Here is an 18,080-nt window from a genome sequence, read left to right as displayed (position 1 = left end):
GGCCGGAACCGTGAAGTTCCGGCCACCCCGGCGGCACGTTTCTGCTGAAGCGGCAGAGGGGCTCAGGCCTCCTCGTGCGAGGCCACCGCGCGACGCGCGTCCGCGTCCAGCACACCCCAGCTGATCAGCTGCTCGGTGAGGACCGAGGGCGACTGGTCGTAGATGACGGCGAGGGTGCGCAGGTCGTCCTGGCGGATCGAGAGCACCTTGCCGTTGTAGTCACCGCGCTGCGACTGGATCGTGGCCGCGTACCGCTGCAGGGGGCCCGCCTTCTCGGCCGGCACCGTGGCCAGCCGCTCCAGGTCCAGGACCAGCTTGGGCGGCGGCTCGGCGGCGCCACCAGGGGTCGTACCCGGGAGAAGCTCCTGGACGGGAACGCCGTAGAAGTCCGCCAGCTCGGCAAGGCGCTGCACGGTCACCGCGCGGTCGCCGCGCTCGTAGGACCCGACCACTACCGCCTTCCAGCGTCCCTGTGACTTCTCCTCGACACCGTGGAGGGAAAGGCCCTGCTGGGTGCGGATGGCCCGGAGCTTGGCCCCGAGCTGTTTGGCGTATTCGCTGGACATATGGCTCCCCGGACACTGTGTCGACGCGACTGGTGTGTTTCCATGCCGCGCGGCTGGTAACTCACTGTGAGGTTACGCAGCGTTACTCTCCTGCGTCAAGCCGAATGGTCCGCACCGACTCTTCCGTGGTATCGATCGCCGATTGGGCCGAGTGGGTGATCCGGTGACCCTGTGGGGGGTGATCTGGGGTGTCGCCACGGCCTGCTACGGTGGATGGCGCAATCCCGACGTCCTTTAAGGTCCGTCCCGTGAGGCGGAGAAGGAGGTCCGTTTCGTATGGACACGCAAGAGACCGATGCGCGGCCCGTGCTCGAAGGCCCCGACATCGCGCGGGTACTGACCCGCATCGCCCACGAGATCGTCGAGCGCGCCAAGGGCGCCGACGACGTGGTGCTGCTCGGCGTTCCGACCCGGGGCGTCTTCCTCGCCCAGCGCCTCGCGGTGAAGCTGGAAGAGATCACCGAGCGCAAAGTCCCGTGCGGTTCGCTGGACATCACGATGTACCGCGACGACCTGCGCATGCACCCACCGCGCGCGCTGGCCCGCACCGACATCCCCGGTGACGGCATCGACGGCAAGCTGGTCGTCCTCGTCGACGACGTCCTCTTCTCCGGCCGCACCATCCGCGCCGCCCTCGACGCACTGAACGACATCGGTCGCCCACGCGCGGTCCAGCTCGCGGTCCTCGTCGACCGAGGCCACCGCGAACTGCCCATCCGTGCCGACTACGTCGGCAAGAACCTCCCCACGTCGCTGCGGGAGACGGTCAAGGTCCAGCTCGCCGAGGAGGACGGTCGCGACACCGTGCTGCTCGGTGTGAAGCAGACCGCCCGGTAGCAACGGAAGGCGTACGGCTCTGCTGCCGTGCGCCGACTCGGCACGCCCCGGCGTGCCCCTGGTTGCCCGAATTCTCCCGATGAACTGCCTTACGGAGCCTGAAAAGATGCAGCGCCATCTCATCTCGGCCGCCGACCTCACCCGCGACGACGCCGTCCTGATCCTCGACACCGCCGAGGAGATGTCCCGGGTCGCCGACCGGCCGATCAAGAAGCTGCCGACCCTGCGCGGCCGCACCGTGGTGAACCTCTTCTTCGAGGACTCGACCCGCACCCGGATCTCCTTCGAGGCCGCCGAGAAGCGGCTGTCGGCCGACGTCATCAACTTCACCGCCAAGGGGTCCTCGGTCTCCAAGGGCGAGTCCCTGAAGGACACCGCCCAGACCCTGGAGGCCATGGGCGTCGACGCGGTCGTCATCCGGCACGGCGCCTCCGGCGCCCCGTACCGGCTGGCCAACTCCGGCTGGATCGACGCGGCCGTCATCAACGCCGGCGACGGCACCCACCAACACCCCACCCAGGCACTGCTCGACGCCTTCACCATGCGCCGCCGGCTGGTCGGCCGGGACGCCGGGCTCGGCCACGACCTGGCCGGCAAGCGCGTCACCCTCGTCGGCGACGTCCTGCACAGCCGGGTCGCCCGCTCCAACGTCGACCTGCTGCACACCCTCGGCGCCGAGGTGACGCTCGTCGCCCCGCCCACCCTGCTGCCGGTCGGCATCGAGACCTGGCCCTGTCACGTCTCCTACGACCTCGACAGCACGCTGCCCAAGTCCGACGCCGTGATGATGCTGCGCGTGCAGCGCGAGCGCATGAACGCCGCGTTCTTCCCGACCGAGCGCGAGTACTCGCGGCGCTACGGCCTGGACGGCGACCGGATGGCGAGGATGCCCGAGCACGCCATCGTCATGCACCCCGGCCCGATGGTCCGGGGCATGGAGATCACCGCCCAGGTCGCCGACTCGGACCGCTGCACCGCGATCGAGCAGGTCGCAAACGGAGTCTCCATCCGGATGGCCGTTCTGTATCTGCTGCTCGGTGGAAACGAACCCGCCACCACCACCCGTACCGAGGAGAAGTAAGAAAGATGAGCAAGATCCTGATCCGTGGTGCGAAGGTGCTCGGCGGCGAGCCGCAGGACGTGCTGATCGACGGCGCGGTCGTCGCCGAGGTCGGCACCGGCCTGGCGGCCGAGGGCGCCGAGGTCGTCGAGGCAGGCGGCAAGGTGCTCCTGCCGGGCCTGGTCGACCTGCACACCCATCTGCGCGAGCCCGGCCGTGAGGACTCCGAGACCGTGCTGACCGGCACGCGCGCTGCCGCCTCCGGCGGCTACACCTCCGTGTTCGCCATGGCCAACACCTTCCCCGTGGCGGACACCGCCGGCGTGGTCGAGCAGGTCTACCGGCTCGGCCAGGAGCACGGCTACTGCGATGTGCAGCCGATCGGCGCCGTCACCGTAGGCCTGGAGGGCAGGAAGCTCGCCGAGCTGGGCGCCATGCACGAGTCGGCGGCCGGCGTCACCGTCTTCTCCGACGACGGCAAGTGCGTCGAGGACGCCGTGATGATGCGCCGGGCGCTGGAGTACGTGAAGGCCTTCGACGGGGTCGTCGCCCAGCACGCGCAGGAGCCGCGGCTGACCGAGGGCGCCCAGATGAACGAGGGCGTCGTCTCCGCCGAGCTGGGCCTCGGCGGCTGGCCCGCGGTGGCCGAGGAATCGATCATCGCCCGGGACGTCCTGCTCGCCGAGCACGTCGGCTCCCGCGTGCACATCTGCCACCTGTCGACCGCCGGGTCCGTCGAGATCGTGCGCTGGGCCAAGTCCCGCGGCATCCGGGTCACCGCCGAGGTCACCCCGCACCACCTCCTCCTCACCGACGAGCTGGTGCGCACGTACGACCCGGTCTTCAAGGTGAACCCGCCGCTGCGCACCGAGCGGGACGTGCTGACGCTGCGCGAGGCGCTGGCCGACGGCACGATCGACATCGTCGCCACCGACCACGCCCCGCACCCGCACGAGGACAAGGACTGCGAGTGGGCCGCCGCCGCGATGGGGATGGTCGGCCTGGAGACCGCGTTGTCGGTGGTCCAGGAGACGATGGTCGACACCGGGCTGCTCGGCTGGGCGGACGTGGCGGACCGGATGTCCTTCGCGCCGGCCCGGATCGGGCGGGCCGCGGGGCACGGACGGCCCGTCTCGGCAGGTGAGCCCGCGAACCTCACCCTCGTGGACACGGCATACCGTGGGTCCGTGGACCCCGCGGGCTTCGCCTCGCGCAGCCGCAACACTCCGTACGAGGGCCGCGAGCTGCCGGGCCGTGTCACGCACACGTGGCTCCGGGGCAAGGCCACGCTCGTCGACGGGAAGCTCACGTGACACCTGTAATCCTGCTCGCCGCCGGTAAGGAATCGGCGGAAGTGACCGACTGGGCCGCCCGCATCGGCTGGGTCGTCGGCCTCGGCCTGTTCGTCGCGCTCGTCTACTGGCTGATGCGCGAGGGCTGGAAGTGGCGCGGCACGCTCCAGGGCGACCTGCCCGAGCTGCCCGGCGCGCCGGAAGAGCCCGGCACGGCGAAACTGACGTTGACCGGCCGCTACCACGGCTCCACCACCGCCGGTCAGTGGCTGGACCGCATCGTGGCGCACGGCCTGGGCACCCGCAGCCGGGTCGAGCTCACGCTGACGGACGCGGGCCTGGACGTCGTACGCCCCGGGGCGAGCGACTTCTTCGTCCCCACGGCGGCACTGCGCGAGGCCCGGCTGGACAAGGGCATCGCCGGCAAGGTCCTCACCGAGGGCGGACTGCTCGTCGTGACCTGGGCGCACGGCGAGCGGCTGATCGACTCAGGGTTCCGCTCCGACCGCGCGGCCGAGCACAACGAGTGGGTCGACGCAATCAATTCCATGATCAAGACCAGCACCACGGAAGGCGCCGAACGATGACGACCTCCACAGGGGGAACCACGAAGGTCCCCGCCGTACTCGTCCTGGAGGACGGCCGGGTCTTCCGCGGCCGCGCCTACGGGGCCGTGGGGGAGACCTTCGGCGAGGCCGTGTTCTCCACCGGCATGACCGGCTACCAGGAGACCCTCACCGACCCGTCGTACCACCGCCAGGTCGTCGTGATGACCTCCCCGCACGTCGGCAACACCGGCGTCAACGACGAGGACGCCGAGTCCCGGCGCATCTGGGTCGCGGGCTACGTCGTCCGCGACCCCGCCCGTGTGCCCTCCAACTGGCGGTCCCGCCGCTCGCTGGACGAGGAGCTGCGCCGGCAGGGCGTGGTCGGCATCTCCGGCATCGACACCCGCGCGCTGACCCGGCACCTGCGGGAGCGAGGCGCCATGCGCGTCGGCATCTTCTCCGGCAACGCGTTGCCCGACGAGGGCACCATGCTCGCCGAGGTGCGTCAGGCCCCCGAGATGAAGGGCGCCGACCTCGCCGCCGAGGTCGCCACCACCGAGCCGTACGTCGTCCCCGCGATCGGCGAGAAGAAGTTCACCGTCGCCGCCGTCGACCTCGGCATCAAGGGCATGACCCCGCACCGGATGGCCGAGCGCGGCATCGAGGTGCACGTGCTGCCCGCCACGGCGAGCGTCGAGGACGTCTACGCCGTGAACCCCGACGGCGTGTTCTTCTCCAACGGCCCGGGCGACCCGGCCACCGCCGACCACCCGGTCTCCGTGATGCGGGGTGTCCTGGAGCGTGGCACACCGCTGTTCGGCATCTGCTTCGGCAACCAGATCCTGGGCCGCGCCCTCGGCTTCGGCACCTACAAGCTGAAGTACGGCCACCGCGGCATCAACCAACCGGTGCAGGACCGTACGACCGGGAAGGTCGAGGTCACCGCGCACAACCACGGGTTCGCCGTCGACGCCCCGCTCGACCAGGTGTCCGACACCGCCTTCGGCCGCGCCGAGGTCTCCCACGTCTGCCTCAACGACAACGTGGTGGAGGGTCTCCAGCTCCTCGACAAGCCGGCTTTCAGCGTCCAGTACCACCCCGAAGCGGCAGCGGGCCCGCACGACGCCGCCTACCTGTTCGACCGCTTCGTGAAGCTCATGGAGGGCCAGCGTGCCTAAGCGCACCGATATCCAGTCCGTCCTGGTCATCGGCTCCGGCCCGATCGTCATCGGCCAGGCCGCCGAGTTCGACTACTCCGGCACCCAGGCGTGCCGCGTCCTGAGGGCCGAAGGCCTGCGCGTCGTCCTCGTGAACTCCAACCCGGCGACGATCATGACCGACCCGGAGATCGCCGACGCGACCTACGTCGAGCCGATCACGCCGGAGTTCGTCGAGAAGATCATCGCGAAGGAGCGGCCGGACGCGCTGCTGCCCACCTTGGGCGGCCAGACGGCGCTCAACACGGCGATCTCGCTGCACGAGAACGGCGTGCTGGAGAAATACGGCGTCGAGCTGATCGGCGCCAACGTGGCGGCGATCCACAAGGGCGAGGACCGCGACCAGTTCAAGGACGTCGTGGCGGAGGTCCGGCGCAAGACCGGGCACGGCGAGTCCGCCCGCTCGGTGATCTGCCACTCCATGGACGACGTCCTCGGCGGCGTCGAGGAGCTCGGCGGCTACCCGGTCGTGGTCCGCCCGTCCTTCACCATGGGCGGCGCCGGCTCCGGCTTCGCGCACGACGAGGAGGAGCTGCGCCGCATCGCCGGTCAGGGCTTGACGCTCTCCCCGACCACCGAGGTGCTTTTGGAGGAGTCCATCCTCGGCTGGAAGGAGTACGAGCTGGAGCTGATGCGCGACAAGAACGACAACGTCGTGGTCGTCTGCTCCATCGAGAACTTCGACCCGATGGGCGTGCACACCGGCGACTCGATCACGGTCGCGCCCGCGATGACGCTCACCGACCGCGAGTACCAGATCCTGCGCGACATCGGCATCGCCGTCATCCGCGAGGTCGGCGTCGACACCGGCGGCTGCAACATCCAGTTCGCCGTCAACCCGGTCGACGGCCGGGTGATCGTCATCGAGATGAACCCGCGTGTGTCGCGTTCGTCCGCGCTGGCCTCCAAGGCGACCGGCTTCCCGATCGCGAAGATCGCGGCCAAGCTGGCCGTCGGCTACACCCTCGACGAGATCCCCAACGACATCACCCAGGAGACCCCGGCGTCCTTCGAGCCGACCCTGGACTACGTCGTCGTCAAGGCGCCCCGCTTCGCCTTCGAGAAGTTCCCGCAGGCCGACTCGACCCTGACCACCACGATGAAGTCGGTCGGCGAGGCCATGGCCATCGGCCGCAACTTCACCGAGGCCTTCCAGAAGGCACTGCGCTCGCTGGAGAAGAGGGGCAGCCAGTTCACCTTCGTGGGCGAGCCCGGCGACAAGGCCGAGCTGCTGCGCGAGGCGGTGCGCCCGACCGACGGCCGGATCAACGCCGTCATGGGCGCCATCCGCGCGGGCGCGACGCCCGAGGAGGTCTTCGAGTACACGAAGATCGACCCCTGGTTCGTCGACCAGCTCTTCCTCATCAAGGAGATCGCCGACGAGCTGGCGAGCGCGCCGGAGCTGACCTCGGACCTGCTCGCGGAGGCCAAGCGGCACGGCTTCTCCGATCAGCAGATCGGCGAGATCCGCGGCCTGCGCGAGGACGTCGTCCGCGAGGTCCGGCACGCGCTCGGCGTCCGCCCCGTCTACAAGACGGTCGACACCTGCGCCGCCGAGTTCGCCGCGCGGACTCCGTACTTCTACTCCTCCTACGACGAGGAGACCGAGGTCGCGCCGCGTGCGAAGCCCGCGGTGATCATCCTGGGCTCCGGCCCCAACCGCATCGGCCAGGGCATCGAGTTCGACTACTCCTGCGTGCACGCCTCGTTCGCGCTGAGCGACGCCGGCTTCGAGACCGTGATGGTCAACTGCAACCCGGAGACCGTCTCCACGGACTACGACACCTCCGACCGGCTGTACTTCGAGCCGCTCACGCTGGAGGACGTGCTGGAGATCGTGCACGCCGAGCGGCAGGCCGGCCCGATCGCGGGCGTGGTCGTGCAGCTCGGCGGCCAGACCCCGCTGGGCCTGGCGCAGGCGCTGAAGGACAACGGCGTGCCGATCGTCGGCACGCCCCCCGAGGCCATCCACGCCGCCGAGGACCGCGGCGCCTTCGGCCAGGTGCTCAAGGAGGCCGGCCTGCCGGCCCCCAAGCACGGCACGGCCACCACCTTCACCGAGGCCAAGGCCATCGCCGACGAGATCGGCTACCCGGTCCTCGTCCGCCCGTCGTACGTCCTGGGCGGCCGCGGCATGGAGATCGTCTACGACGAGGCCCGGCTGTCGTCGTACATCGCCGAATCCACCGAGATCAGCCCCTCCCGGCCGGTGCTGGTCGACCGGTTCCTCGACGACGCGATCGAGATCGACGTCGACGCGCTGTACGACGGTGAGGAGCTGTATCTCGGCGGCGTCATGGAGCACATCGAGGAGGCCGGCATCCACTCCGGCGACTCGGCGTGCGCCCTGCCCCCGATCACGCTCGGCGGCTTCGACATCAAGCGCCTGCGCGCCTCGACCGAGGCGATCGCCAAGGGCGTCGGCGTCCGCGGCCTGATCAACATCCAGTTCGCCATGGCCGGCGACATCCTCTACGTCCTGGAGGCCAACCCCCGCGCGTCCCGCACGGTCCCCTTCACGTCGAAGGCGACCGCGGTGCCGCTGGCCAAGGCCGCCGCCCGGATCTCGCTGGGCGAGACCATCGCGGAGCTGCGCGCCGAGGGCCTGCTGCCCGCCCAGGGGGACGGCGGCGAGCTGCCGCTGGACGCGCCGATCTCCGTCAAGGAGGCCGTGATGCCCTGGAGCCGCTTCCGGGACACCTCGGGGCGCGGCGTGGACACCGTCCTCGGCCCGGAGATGCGCTCCACCGGCGAGGTCATGGGCATCGACTCGGTCTTCGGCACGGCGTACGCCAAGTCGCAGGCCGCCGCCTACGGCCCGCTGCCCACCAAGGGCCGCGCGTTCATCTCGGTCGCCAACCGCGACAAGCGCTCGATGATCTTCCCCGCGCGTGAACTGGTCGCGCACGGCTTCGAGTTGCTCGCCACGTCCGGCACGGCCGAGGTGCTCAAGCGCAACGGCATCCACGCCACCGTCGTGCGCAAGCAGTCCGAGGGCACCGGCCCGAACGGCGAGAAGACCATCGTCCAGCTCATCCACGACGGCGAGGTCGACCTCATCGTCAACACCCCGTACGGCACCGGCGGCCGCCTCGACGGCTACGACATCCGTACGGCGGCCGTGGCGCGGTCCGTGCCGTGCCTGACGACCGTCCAGGCGCTCGCCGCCGCCGTCCAGGGCATCGACGCGCTCAACCACGGGGGCGTGGGCGTCCGATCGCTCCAGGAACACGCGGAAGTGCTGACCGCGGCCCGCGACTGACCGCTCTGAGGGGGACACCGGAAACGGTGTCCCCCTCTTCGTGAGGACACCCGTCTTCGTGAGGACACATGTACAAGATCTTCTTCAGTCTCGTCTTCAGGCGCATGGACGCGGAGCGGGCGCACCACCTCGCCTTCCGCTGGATCCGCCTCGCCGTCCGCGTCCCCGTGCTGCGCACCTTCGTCGCGGCCGTGCTGGCACCCCGGTACAAGGAGCTGCGCACGGAGGCCCTCGGCCTGCGCATGCACGGCCCCTTCGGGCTCGCCGCCGGGTTCGACAAGAACGCCGTGGCCATCGACGGCATGTCGATGCTGGGCTTCGACCACGTCGAGATCGGCACGGTGACGGGTGAGGCGCAGCCCGGCAACCCCGGGAAGCGGCTGTTCCGGCTGGTCCCGGACCGCGCGCTGATCAACCGCATGGGCTTCAACAACGACGGCTCGCTGGCCGTCGCCGCCCGCCTGGCGGCGCGTGAGCCGGTCTTCCGGACCGTCGTGGGCGTCAACATCGGCAAGACCAAGGTGGTCCCCGAGGCCGAGGCCGTCCTGGACTACGTGAAGTCCGCGGAGCGGCTGGCGCCGTACGCCGACTACCTCGTCGTGAACGTCTCCTCGCCCAACACGCCGGGGCTGCGCAACCTGCAGGCCGTCGACCACCTGCGGCCCCTGTTGACCGCCGTCCGCGAGGCCGCCGACCGCATGGTCACCTCCCGGCGCGTCCCGCTCCTGGTGAAGATCGCGCCCGACCTGGCCGACGAGGACGTCGACGCCGTCGCCGACCTCGCCGTCGAGCTGGCCCTGGACGGGATCATCGCCACGAACACCACCATCGCGCGCGCGGGGCTGGGCCTGAAGGCCGACCCCTCGCTGGTCAAGGAGGTCGGCGGCCTCTCCGGCGCCCCGCTGAAGGCCCGCTCCCTGGAGGTGCTGCGCCGCCTGTACGCGCGCGTGGGCGACCGCATCACCCTGATCGGCGTGGGCGGCGTCGAGAACGCCGAGGACGCCTGGCAGCGCATCCTGGCCGGCGCCACCCTGGTGCAGGGATACAGCGCCTTCGTCTACGAGGGGCCCTTCTGGGCCCGCGCGATCCACAAGGGCCTCGCCGCCCGCCTGCGCACGAGCCCGTACGCCACGCTCGCCGACGCCGTCGGCGCCGATGTGAGGAAGGCCACATGAGCCTGGAACCCTTCGGCGCACGCCTGCGCCGCGCCATGGACGAACGCGGCCCGCTCTGCGTCGGCATCGACCCGCACGCCTCCCTGCTCGCCGACTGGGGCCTGAACGACGACGTCGCCGGCCTGGAGCGGTTCAGCCGCACGGTCGTCGAGGCGATGGCCGACCGGGTCGCCGTCCTCAAGCCGCAGAGCGCCTTCTTCGAGCGCTTCGGCTCGCGCGGCGTGGCCGTGCTGGAGAAGGCCGTCGAGGAGGCGCGGGCGGCCGGCGCGCTGGTCGTCATGGACGCCAAGCGCGGCGACATCGGCTCCACCATGGCCGCGTACGCCGAGTCCTTCCTGCGCAAGGACGCCCCGCTGTTCTCCGACGCGCTGACCGTCTCGCCGTACCTCGGCTACGGGTCGCTGAAGCCGGCCGTGGAGCTGGCGCGGGCAAACGGCGCGGGCCTGTTCGTGCTGGCCCTGACCTCCAATCCCGAGGGCGCCGAGGTCCAGCACGCGGTGCGCGCCGACGGCCGTACCGTCGGCGCGACCGTACTGGCCCACCTGGCCGCCGAGAACGCGGGGGAGGAGCCGATGGGCTCCTTCGGCGCGGTCGTCGGCGCCACCCTCGGTGACCTCTCGTCGTACGACCTCGCCGTCAACGGTCCCCTGCTCGCACCCGGCATCGGTGCCCAGGGGGCCACTCCGGCCGACCTGCCCGGGGTCTTCGGGGCCGCCGTGCGCAATGTCGTGCCGAACGTCAGCCGGGGCGTGCTGCGGCACGGTCCCGACGTGGTCGCTCTGCGTACCGCCGCGGATCGTTTCGCGGAGGAGATCCGGGCCGCGGTGGCGGCGGCCTGAATGCCCCGACCAGGGTTCGAGGAGGGCTTGAGGCTGGATACATCCTCAAATCCAGGGCAGTATGTCTGAAATATCCTGTCCTGACAGAGGCTGACCAGGACTTTTCCGCTGTTCTCGCTGACTCTGGCGGACTTGACCGCTAGTCTCCGACGAGTGGGGGCACCTCCCGCGCCCCGCAAGTCAGTGGGGGAGAACGGGCAGCGTGTTGCTCGTAGCTCCCCAGGTGTGGGGCGACTAGGTTCCTCACCGGTCCGTATCCGACAGTTCGACATCCGAGGTGACGTAGGCGTGGCTCTTCCGCCCCTTACCCCCGAACAGCGCGCAGCCGCGCTCGAAAAGGCCGCCGCGGCTCGCCGGGAGCGGGCCGAGGTCAAGAATCGACTCAAGCACTCCGGCGCCTCCCTTCACGAGGTCATCAAGCAGGGCCAGGAGAACGACGTCATCGGCAAGATGAAGGTCTCCGCTCTCCTCGAGTCCCTGCCGGGCGTGGGCAAGGTCCGCGCCAAGCAGATCATGGAGCGACTCGGTATCTCCGAGAGCCGCCGCGTGCGTGGTCTCGGTTCCAACCAGATCGCCTCACTCGAGCGCGAGTTCGGCAGCACCGGTTCCTGACCCATCGGAGGACTCCGGGCATGGTCCCGGGCACTCCGGGACAGCTGGAATAATCGCTGCATGACTGAACGTCCGCGGCTGACCGTGCTCTCCGGACCCTCCGGGGTCGGCAAGAGCACGGTCGTCGCTCATATGCGCAAGGAACACCCCGAGGTCTGGCTCTCGGTGTCGGCGACGACCCGCAGGCCACGCCCCGGCGAGCAGCCCGGTGTCCACTACTTCTTCGTCACGGACGAGGAGATGGACAAGCTGATCGCCAACGGCGAGCTGCTCGAGTGGGCCGAGTTCGCCGGCAACCGCTACGGCACGCCGCGCGCGGCCGTGCTGGAACGGCTGGAGAAGGGTGAGCCCGTCCTGCTGGAGATCGACCTCCAGGGTGCCCGGCAGGTGCGGGACTCCATGCCCGAGGCCCAGCTGGTGTTCCTCGCTCCGCCCTCCTGGGAGGAGCTGGTGCGCAGGCTCACCGGCCGGGGCACCGAGCCGCCCGAGGTGATCGAGCGCCGCCTGGCGGCCGCGAAGGTCGAGCTGGCGGCCGAGTCGGAGTTCGACGAGACCCTGGTCAACACCTCCGTCGAGGACGTGGCGCGTGAGCTGCTAGCCTTGATGGACGTTGTGTGATCGTGATTGATCATGCATCCTGATTCTTTCCCATCCATCGGAAGGTAGAGCGTGTCCTCTTCCATCTCCGCGCCCGAGGGCATCATCAACCCGCCGATCGACGAGCTCCTCGAGGCCACCGACTCGAAGTACAGCCTCGTGATCTACGCGGCCAAGCGGGCCCGCCAGATCAACGCGTACTACTCGCAGCTCGGCGAGGGCCTCCTCGAGTACGTCGGTCCGCTCGTCGACACCCACGTCCACGAGAAGCCCCTCTCGATCGCGCTGCGCGAGATCAACGCGGGGCTGCTGACGTCCGAGGCCGTCGAAGGCCCGGCGCAGTAGTACTTCCTGCTTGCGGCAGACTCATCCACAGGCCCGGCGGCGCGTCCGCCGGGCCTGTGGTGTGTCATAGACGCGTACGCGGCGCATACCGGCGCACGCGGTACACGTCGAGTCCGGGGAGACACGGTGGACAAGCCCAAGGTCGTGCTGGGGGTGAGCGGCGGCATCGCCGCGTACAAGGCCTGTGAGCTGCTGCGGCGGCTGACGGAGTCGGGCCACGACGTACGAGTCGTGCCCACCGCCTCCGCGCTGCACTTCGTGGGCGCCGCGACCTGGTCCGCGCTCTCCGGCCACCCGGTCTCCACCGAGGTCTGGAACGACGTCCACGAGGTGCCGCACGTCCGCATCGGCCAGCAAGCCGACCTGGTGGTCGTCGCCCCGGCCACCGCCGACATGCTCGCCAAGGCCGCCCACGGCCTCGCCGACGACCTGCTGACGAACACCTTGCTCACCGCGCGCTGCCCGGTCGTGTTCGCCCCCGCGATGCACACGGAGATGTGGGAGCACCCGGCCACCCAGGAGAACGTGGCGACCCTGCGCCGCCGGGGCGCGGTCGTCATCGAGCCCGCCGTCGGCCGCCTCACCGGCGTCGACACCGGCAAGGGCCGACTGCCCGACCCGGGCGAGATCTTCGAGGTCTGCCGCCGGGTGCTGGCCCGCGGTGCCGCCGAGCCGGACCTCAAGGGCCGCCATGTCGTCGTCAGCGCCGGAGGCACCCGCGAGCCGCTCGACCCGGTCCGCTTCCTCGGCAACCGCTCCTCCGGCAAGCAGGGCTACGCCCTGGCCCGCACGGCCGCCGCCCGGGGCGCCCGCGTCACGCTGGTCGCCGCGAACACGACCGGGCTGCCCGACCCGGCGGGCGTCGACGTCGTGCAGGTCGGCACGGCCGTGCAACTGCGCGAGGCGGTGCTGAAGGCGGCGGCGGACGCCGACGCCGTCGTCATGGCCGCCGCCGTCGCCGACTTCCGTCCCGCGACGTACGCGTCCGGGAAGATCAAGAAGCAGGACGGCCAGGACCCGGAGCCCGTGGTGCTCGTGCGGAATCCGGACATCCTCGCGGAGATCTCAGCCGACCGCGCCCGCCCGGGACAGGTGGTCGTCGGCTTCGCCGCCGAGACCGACGACGTCCTCGCCAACGGGCGCAGGAAGCTGGAGCGCAAGGGCTGCGACCTGCTCGTGGTCAACGAGGTGGGCGAGCGCAAGACCTTCGGCTCGGAGCAGAACGAGGCGGTGGTGCTGGGCGCCGACGGCAGCGAGACGCCCGTGCCGTACGGCCCCAAGGAAGCGCTGGCCGACACGGTCTGGGATCTCGTCGCCGAACGTCTGGGGTGACTCGCGCAAGGCCGGTTCCGCGCCCCTGGTTGCGTCCATTCGGGCGTGGCGGCCCTGGCCAACCTCGCCGCACATTGGGCAGAATGCCCGTGCCGCAGGTCCCAGCGCTCCCGAGAGGCGAGACGGTGGCCCCGTGGCGGAGAGCGACCGATAAACTGTTCTCGGACGTCGGCGGGCGCAGCTCCCGTCCCGTCCACCAATGATCAGCCAGCAGCCGCTGCAACCCCAGGGAGCGTTGTGTCCCGTCGCCTGTTCACCTCGGAGTCTGTGACCGAGGGTCACCCCGACAAGATCGCTGACCAGATCAGCGACACCATTCTCGACGCGCTCCTGCGCGAGGACCCGTCGTCCCGGGTCGCCGTCGAGACACTGATCACCACCGGTCTGGTGCACGTGGCCGGAGAGGTCACGACCAAGGCCTACGCGCCGATTCCGCAGCTGGTCCGGGAGAAGATCCTGGACATCGGCTACGACTCCTCGAAGAAGGGGTTCGACGGCGCCTCCTGCGGTGTCTCGGTGTCGATCGGCGCGCAGTCCCCGGACATCGCGCAGGGTGTGGACACGGCGTACGAGAGCCGGGTCGAGGGCGACGACGACGAGCTGGACCGGCAGGGCGCCGGTGACCAGGGCCTGATGTTCGGCTACGCCTCGGACGAGACGCCGACCCTGATGCCGCTGCCGATCTTCCTGGCGCACCGCCTGTCGAAGCGCCTCTCCGACGTGCGCAAGAACGGCACGATCCCCTACCTGCGGCCGGACGGGAAGACCCAGGTCACCATCGAGTACGACGGCGACAAGGCCGTCCGCCTCGACACGGTCGTCGTCTCCTCGCAGCACGCCAGCGACATCGACCTCGAGTCGCTGCTCGCGCCCGACATCCGCGAGTTCGTCGTGGAGCCGGAGCTGAAGGCGCTCCTGGACGACGGCATCAAGCTCGACACCGAGGGCTACCGCCTGCTGGTCAACCCCACCGGCCGCTTCGAGATCGGTGGCCCGATGGGTGACGCCGGCCTCACCGGCCGCAAGATCATCATCGACACCTACGGCGGCATGGCCCGCCACGGCGGCGGCGCCTTCTCCGGCAAGGACCCGTCCAAGGTGGACCGCTCGGCCGCGTACGCGATGCGCTGGGTCGCCAAGAACGTCGTCGCCGCGGGTCTGGCGTCCCGCTGCGAGGTCCAGGTGGCGTACGCCATCGGCAAGGCCGAGCCGGTCGGTCTGTTCGTCGAGACCTTCGGCACCCACAAGGTCGAGACCGAGAAGATCGAGAAGGCGATCGAGGAGGTCTTCGACCTCCGTCCGGCCGCCATCATCCGCGACCTCGACCTGCTCCGCCCGATCTACGCCCAGACCGCGGCGTACGGCCACTTCGGCCGTGAGCTTCCCGAGTTCACCTGGGAGCGCACGGACCGCGTGGACGCGCTGCGCGCGGCCGCGGGGCTGTAGGTCCCCGGCAGGGCCACTCCGCTTCACGCGAGGCCCGGTTCCCTTCGGGGGGCCGGGCCTCGCCGGTTCCGGGGCCGCCCGGGACACTCGCCCGTCGGTTGTCAGTGGCGTTTGGTAAGAATGCAAGCGTGAGCAGCGAGAACAGCCAGGGGAACGGCGGCGCGGAGGGCGCGCCGCCGGAGCAGCTCGCGTTCATCCGGGAGAGCGTCCGCAGGGCCGGCACGCCCCGGGCCAAGCCCCGTACCTGGCGAGGGGCCGCGCTGGCCAAGGAGTTGCCCGTCGCGCGGGTGCTCGTGGACAAGGGCGTGCTGCACCTCGACCGCTACTTCGACTACGCCGTGCCCGAGGAGCTTGACGCCGACGCACAGCCCGGTGTGCGGGTGCGGGTGCGGTTCGGGGCCGGGCGGCACCGGGTGCGGGAAGGGCGCCGTGAGGGTGGGGGCCTGATCGACGGGTTCCTCGTCGAGCGGCTGGCCGAGTCGGACTACGCGGGGCCGCTGGCGGCGCTGGCGCAGGTGGTCTCCCCGGAGCCGGTGCTGAGCGAGGAGCTGCTGGGACTGGCCCGGGCCGTCGCCGACCGGTACGCCGGAAGCCTCGCCGACGTACTGCAGCTCGCCGTGCCACCGCGCAGCGCCCGGGCCGAGCAGCGACCGTCGCCCGCGCCGCTGCCGCCGCCCCCGGCGCCCGAGGCGGGGTCCTGGGCGCGCTACGAGAACGGGGCGGCGTTCCTGGCCGCGCTGGCCTCCGGGGGCGCTCCACGGGCCGTGTGGAACGCCCTGCCCGGCCCCGCGTGGAGTGCCGAACTGGCCCGGGCCGTCGCCGCCACACTGGCCTCGGGACGCGGTGCGCTGGTTGTCGTACCGGATGGACGGACCGCCTCTCGGGTCGACGCGGAGTTGACGGCTCTGCTGGGTGAGGGGCGGCACGCGTTGTTGACCGCCGACGCGGGTCCCGAGAAGCGGTACCGGCAGTGGCTCGCCGTGCGGCGCGGGTCGGTACGGGCCGTGGTGGGGACGCGCGCCGCGATGTTCGCGCCCGTCCAGGATCTCGGGCTGGTCGCCGTCTGGGACGACGGGGACGACAGCCACAGCGAGCAGCACGCTCCGCAGCCGCATACGAGGGACGTGCTGTTGCTGCGTGCCGCCCAGGACAAGTGCGCGTTCCTGCTGGGCGGTTGGAGCTGCACCGTCGAGGCCGCGCAGCTCGTGGAGAGCGGGTGGGCGCGGCCGCTGGTCGCCGTGCGGGAGCAGGTGCGGGCCGCCGCACCGTTGGTGCGGACGGTGGGGGACCAGGATCTCGCGCGCGACGAGGCCGCACGGGCCGCACGGCTGCCGAGCCTGGCCTGGCAGGTGGTCAGGGACGGGCTGCGGCTCGGGCCGGTGCTGGTGCAGGTGCCGCGGCGGGGCTATGTGCCGCGGATGGCCTGCGCGCAGTGCCGGGCGCCCGCGCGGTGCCGGCACTGTGCCGGGCCGCTGGAGGCGCGGGACGCGGGGGCGCCGCGCTGCGGGTGGTGCGGGCGCGAGGAGGGTTCGTGGCACTGCCCGGAGTGCGGGGGGTTCCGGTTGCGGGCGCAGGTCGTGGGTGCGCGGCGGACCGCCGAGGAGCTGGGGCGGGCGTTTCCCGCCGTGCCGGTGCGAACGTCGGGGCGCGAGCATGTGCTGGACACGGTGCCGGGGGCACCGGCGCTGGTGGTGAGCACGCCGGGGGCCGAGCCGGTGGCCGAGGGCGGGTACGCGGCGGCGCTGCTGCTCGACGGGTGGGCCATGCTCGGGCGGCCGGATCTGCGGGCCGGTGAGGACGCGCTGCGGCGCTGGATCGCGGCCTCGGCGCTGGTGCGGCCGCAGGGTGACGGGGGGACCGTGGTCGTCGTCGCCGAGCCCACGTTGCGGCCCGTGCAGGCGCTGGTGCGGTGGGATCCCGTGGGCCATGCGGTACGGGAGCTGGCCGAGCGGGCGGAGCTGGGGTTCCCGCCGGTGTCGCGGATGGCGGCCGTGTCGGGTTCGCCGGAGGTGGTCACGGAATTCCTGCAGATGGTCGAACTGCCGCCGGAGGCGGAGGTGTTGGGCCCCGTGCCCCTGCCCGTCACACCGCTCGCGGCGAGCCGCTCGCGGCGGGCCGGGGCGCCGCCGGCCGGGGAGCAGTGGGTGCGGGGGCTGGTCCGGGTCCCGCCGGGGCGGGGTTCGGCGCTGGCCGCCGCGCTGAAGGCCGCGCAGGCGGCACGGATGGCTCGGGGGAGCGGGGTGGCGGTCTGGGTGCGGATCGACCCACCGGACATCGGGTGAGGGCTGTGACGCCGGTGATGGCGGGCGACCGGGACGTGAGCGGTGGGCTCGGGCGGTAGGGGGGCAGGCGGGGGCGGGGGTGGGGGGCTTGCCGTGTGGGTGCGGGGGCTGCCCGTGTGGTGGGCGCTCGTATGGGTGCTCGGGCGGGTGCCTGGGGGGTGGGGGTCCGCGTGGCTGCTGGTGTGGTGGGCGCTCGCGGTGGGGGGCTGGGCTGCTGCCGCTGAGGCGGGTCCTCGTCGTTGCGGACGGCGTGACTGCTGGTGCGGCGCCCCCTTGCCGAGGGGGGCTGGGTGGCTCTAGGTGCGGCGGGCGCTCACTGTGGTGGCCTCGGACGACTGCCGGTGCGGCGCCCCCTCGCGGACGGGGACTGGGTGGTGGCACCCCGTGCGGCGGGCGCTCACTGCGGCGGCCCTGGATGACTGTCCGTGCGGCAGGTCCTCACGGGGGCCTGGCCCACTGTCCGTGGGGGCCTGAGGTCGGCGCCTTTTCCGAGCTGGGGCCGACGCGGATGTTCTCCCGGCCGTCGACGCGGCCGGCCTCGCGGTCTCGGGTGAAGCTCGTGGCCGACATCGCTGTCTGCGCGGGACGCGGGACGCGGACAAGGCCTGGCCTCTTTCGTACGGCTGCCCTCCCGGGCGTCGCCGGGAGGGCGGGTCTGGCAGCCGTGGGG

At 71.4% G+C, this 18,080-nt stretch carries 15 protein-coding genes; 14 read left to right on the top strand and 1 reads right to left on the bottom strand.

Features of this window, described 5'->3' with window-relative positions:
- Nucleotides 1–62: 62 nt before the first annotated feature.
- Entirely contained in the window at nucleotides 63–566 is a 504-nt protein-coding gene (gene bldD / locus ACFV6X_RS21895) for a transcriptional regulator BldD (RefSeq protein ID WP_018570201.1), read from the bottom strand.
- A gap of 276 nt (nucleotides 567–842) precedes the next feature.
- On the opposite strand from bldD, the gene pyrR reads away from it, so the two are divergent.
- The 14 genes from pyrR to ACFV6X_RS21825 all read left to right on the top strand — a co-directional run bounded on the left by pyrR (nucleotide 843) and on the right by ACFV6X_RS21825 (nucleotide 17,410).
- A complete protein-coding gene (pyrR, locus tag ACFV6X_RS21890) occupies nucleotides 843–1,403 on the top strand; it encodes a bifunctional pyr operon transcriptional regulator/uracil phosphoribosyltransferase PyrR (protein ID WP_385385883.1) in 561 nt (186 codons plus the stop codon).
- 106 nt (nucleotides 1,404–1,509) lie between these two features.
- A complete protein-coding gene (locus tag ACFV6X_RS21885; RefSeq protein WP_385385881.1) occupies nucleotides 1,510–2,484 on the top strand; it encodes an aspartate carbamoyltransferase catalytic subunit in 975 nt (324 codons plus the stop codon).
- Nucleotides 2,485–2,489: 5 nt separating this feature from the next.
- Nucleotides 2,490–3,776, top strand: a complete 1,287-nt coding sequence (locus ACFV6X_RS21880) for a dihydroorotase (protein ID WP_385385879.1) — start codon at nucleotides 2,490–2,492, stop codon at nucleotides 3,774–3,776.
- Complete coding sequence (locus ACFV6X_RS21875) at nucleotides 3,773–4,342, top strand: hypothetical protein (protein ID WP_385385877.1); 570 nt, start codon at nucleotides 3,773–3,775, stop codon at nucleotides 4,340–4,342. The genes ACFV6X_RS21880 and ACFV6X_RS21875 overlap by 4 nt, the downstream gene beginning before the upstream one ends.
- Entirely contained in the window at nucleotides 4,339–5,481 is a 1,143-nt protein-coding gene (carA, locus tag ACFV6X_RS21870) for a glutamine-hydrolyzing carbamoyl-phosphate synthase small subunit (protein WP_365449219.1), read from the top strand. Before ACFV6X_RS21875 ends, carA begins: the two co-directional genes overlap by 4 nt.
- Nucleotides 5,474–8,782 (top strand): carbamoyl-phosphate synthase large subunit, encoded by a 3,309-nt coding sequence (carB, locus tag ACFV6X_RS21865; protein WP_385385875.1) that lies wholly within the window; start codon nucleotides 5,474–5,476, stop codon nucleotides 8,780–8,782. Before carA ends, carB begins: the two co-directional genes overlap by 8 nt.
- A gap of 68 nt (nucleotides 8,783–8,850) precedes the next feature.
- Entirely contained in the window at nucleotides 8,851–9,957 is a 1,107-nt protein-coding gene (locus ACFV6X_RS21860) for a quinone-dependent dihydroorotate dehydrogenase (protein ID WP_385385873.1), read from the top strand.
- A complete protein-coding gene (pyrF, locus tag ACFV6X_RS21855; protein ID WP_385385871.1) occupies nucleotides 9,954–10,796 on the top strand; it encodes an orotidine-5'-phosphate decarboxylase in 843 nt (280 codons plus the stop codon). The genes ACFV6X_RS21860 and pyrF overlap by 4 nt, the downstream gene beginning before the upstream one ends.
- Nucleotides 10,797–11,084: 288 nt before the next feature.
- On the top strand, nucleotides 11,085–11,408 hold the full coding sequence (locus ACFV6X_RS21850; RefSeq protein ID WP_003977346.1) for an integration host factor: 324 nt from the start codon (nucleotides 11,085–11,087) through the stop codon (nucleotides 11,406–11,408).
- 60 nt (nucleotides 11,409–11,468) lie between these two features.
- A complete protein-coding gene (gmk, locus tag ACFV6X_RS21845) occupies nucleotides 11,469–12,026 on the top strand; it encodes a guanylate kinase (protein ID WP_385385869.1) in 558 nt (185 codons plus the stop codon).
- A gap of 51 nt (nucleotides 12,027–12,077) precedes the next feature.
- Complete coding sequence (gene rpoZ / locus ACFV6X_RS21840) at nucleotides 12,078–12,350, top strand: DNA-directed RNA polymerase subunit omega (protein WP_003988945.1); 273 nt, start codon at nucleotides 12,078–12,080, stop codon at nucleotides 12,348–12,350.
- A gap of 126 nt (nucleotides 12,351–12,476) precedes the next feature.
- Nucleotides 12,477–13,682, top strand: a complete 1,206-nt coding sequence (coaBC, locus tag ACFV6X_RS21835; RefSeq protein ID WP_385385868.1) for a bifunctional phosphopantothenoylcysteine decarboxylase/phosphopantothenate--cysteine ligase CoaBC — start codon at nucleotides 12,477–12,479, stop codon at nucleotides 13,680–13,682.
- A 237-nt stretch (nucleotides 13,683–13,919) separates the two neighbouring features.
- A complete protein-coding gene (gene metK / locus ACFV6X_RS21830) occupies nucleotides 13,920–15,128 on the top strand; it encodes a methionine adenosyltransferase (RefSeq protein ID WP_385385866.1) in 1,209 nt (402 codons plus the stop codon).
- Nucleotides 15,129–15,256: 128 nt separating this feature from the next.
- Nucleotides 15,257–17,410: a primosomal protein N' gene (locus ACFV6X_RS21825; RefSeq protein WP_385385864.1), complete on the top strand. Its 2,154-nt coding sequence runs from the start codon at nucleotides 15,257–15,259 to the stop codon at nucleotides 17,408–17,410.
- Nucleotides 17,411–18,080 lie beyond the last annotated feature (670 nt).

Source organism: Streptomyces sp. NPDC059861 (assembly GCF_042731435.1).
GTDB lineage: Bacteria > Actinomycetota > Actinomycetes > Streptomycetales > Streptomycetaceae > Streptomyces.
Note: the sequence above shows the minus strand (reverse complement) of the source record. Positions and strands in the feature narration are given on the sequence as shown.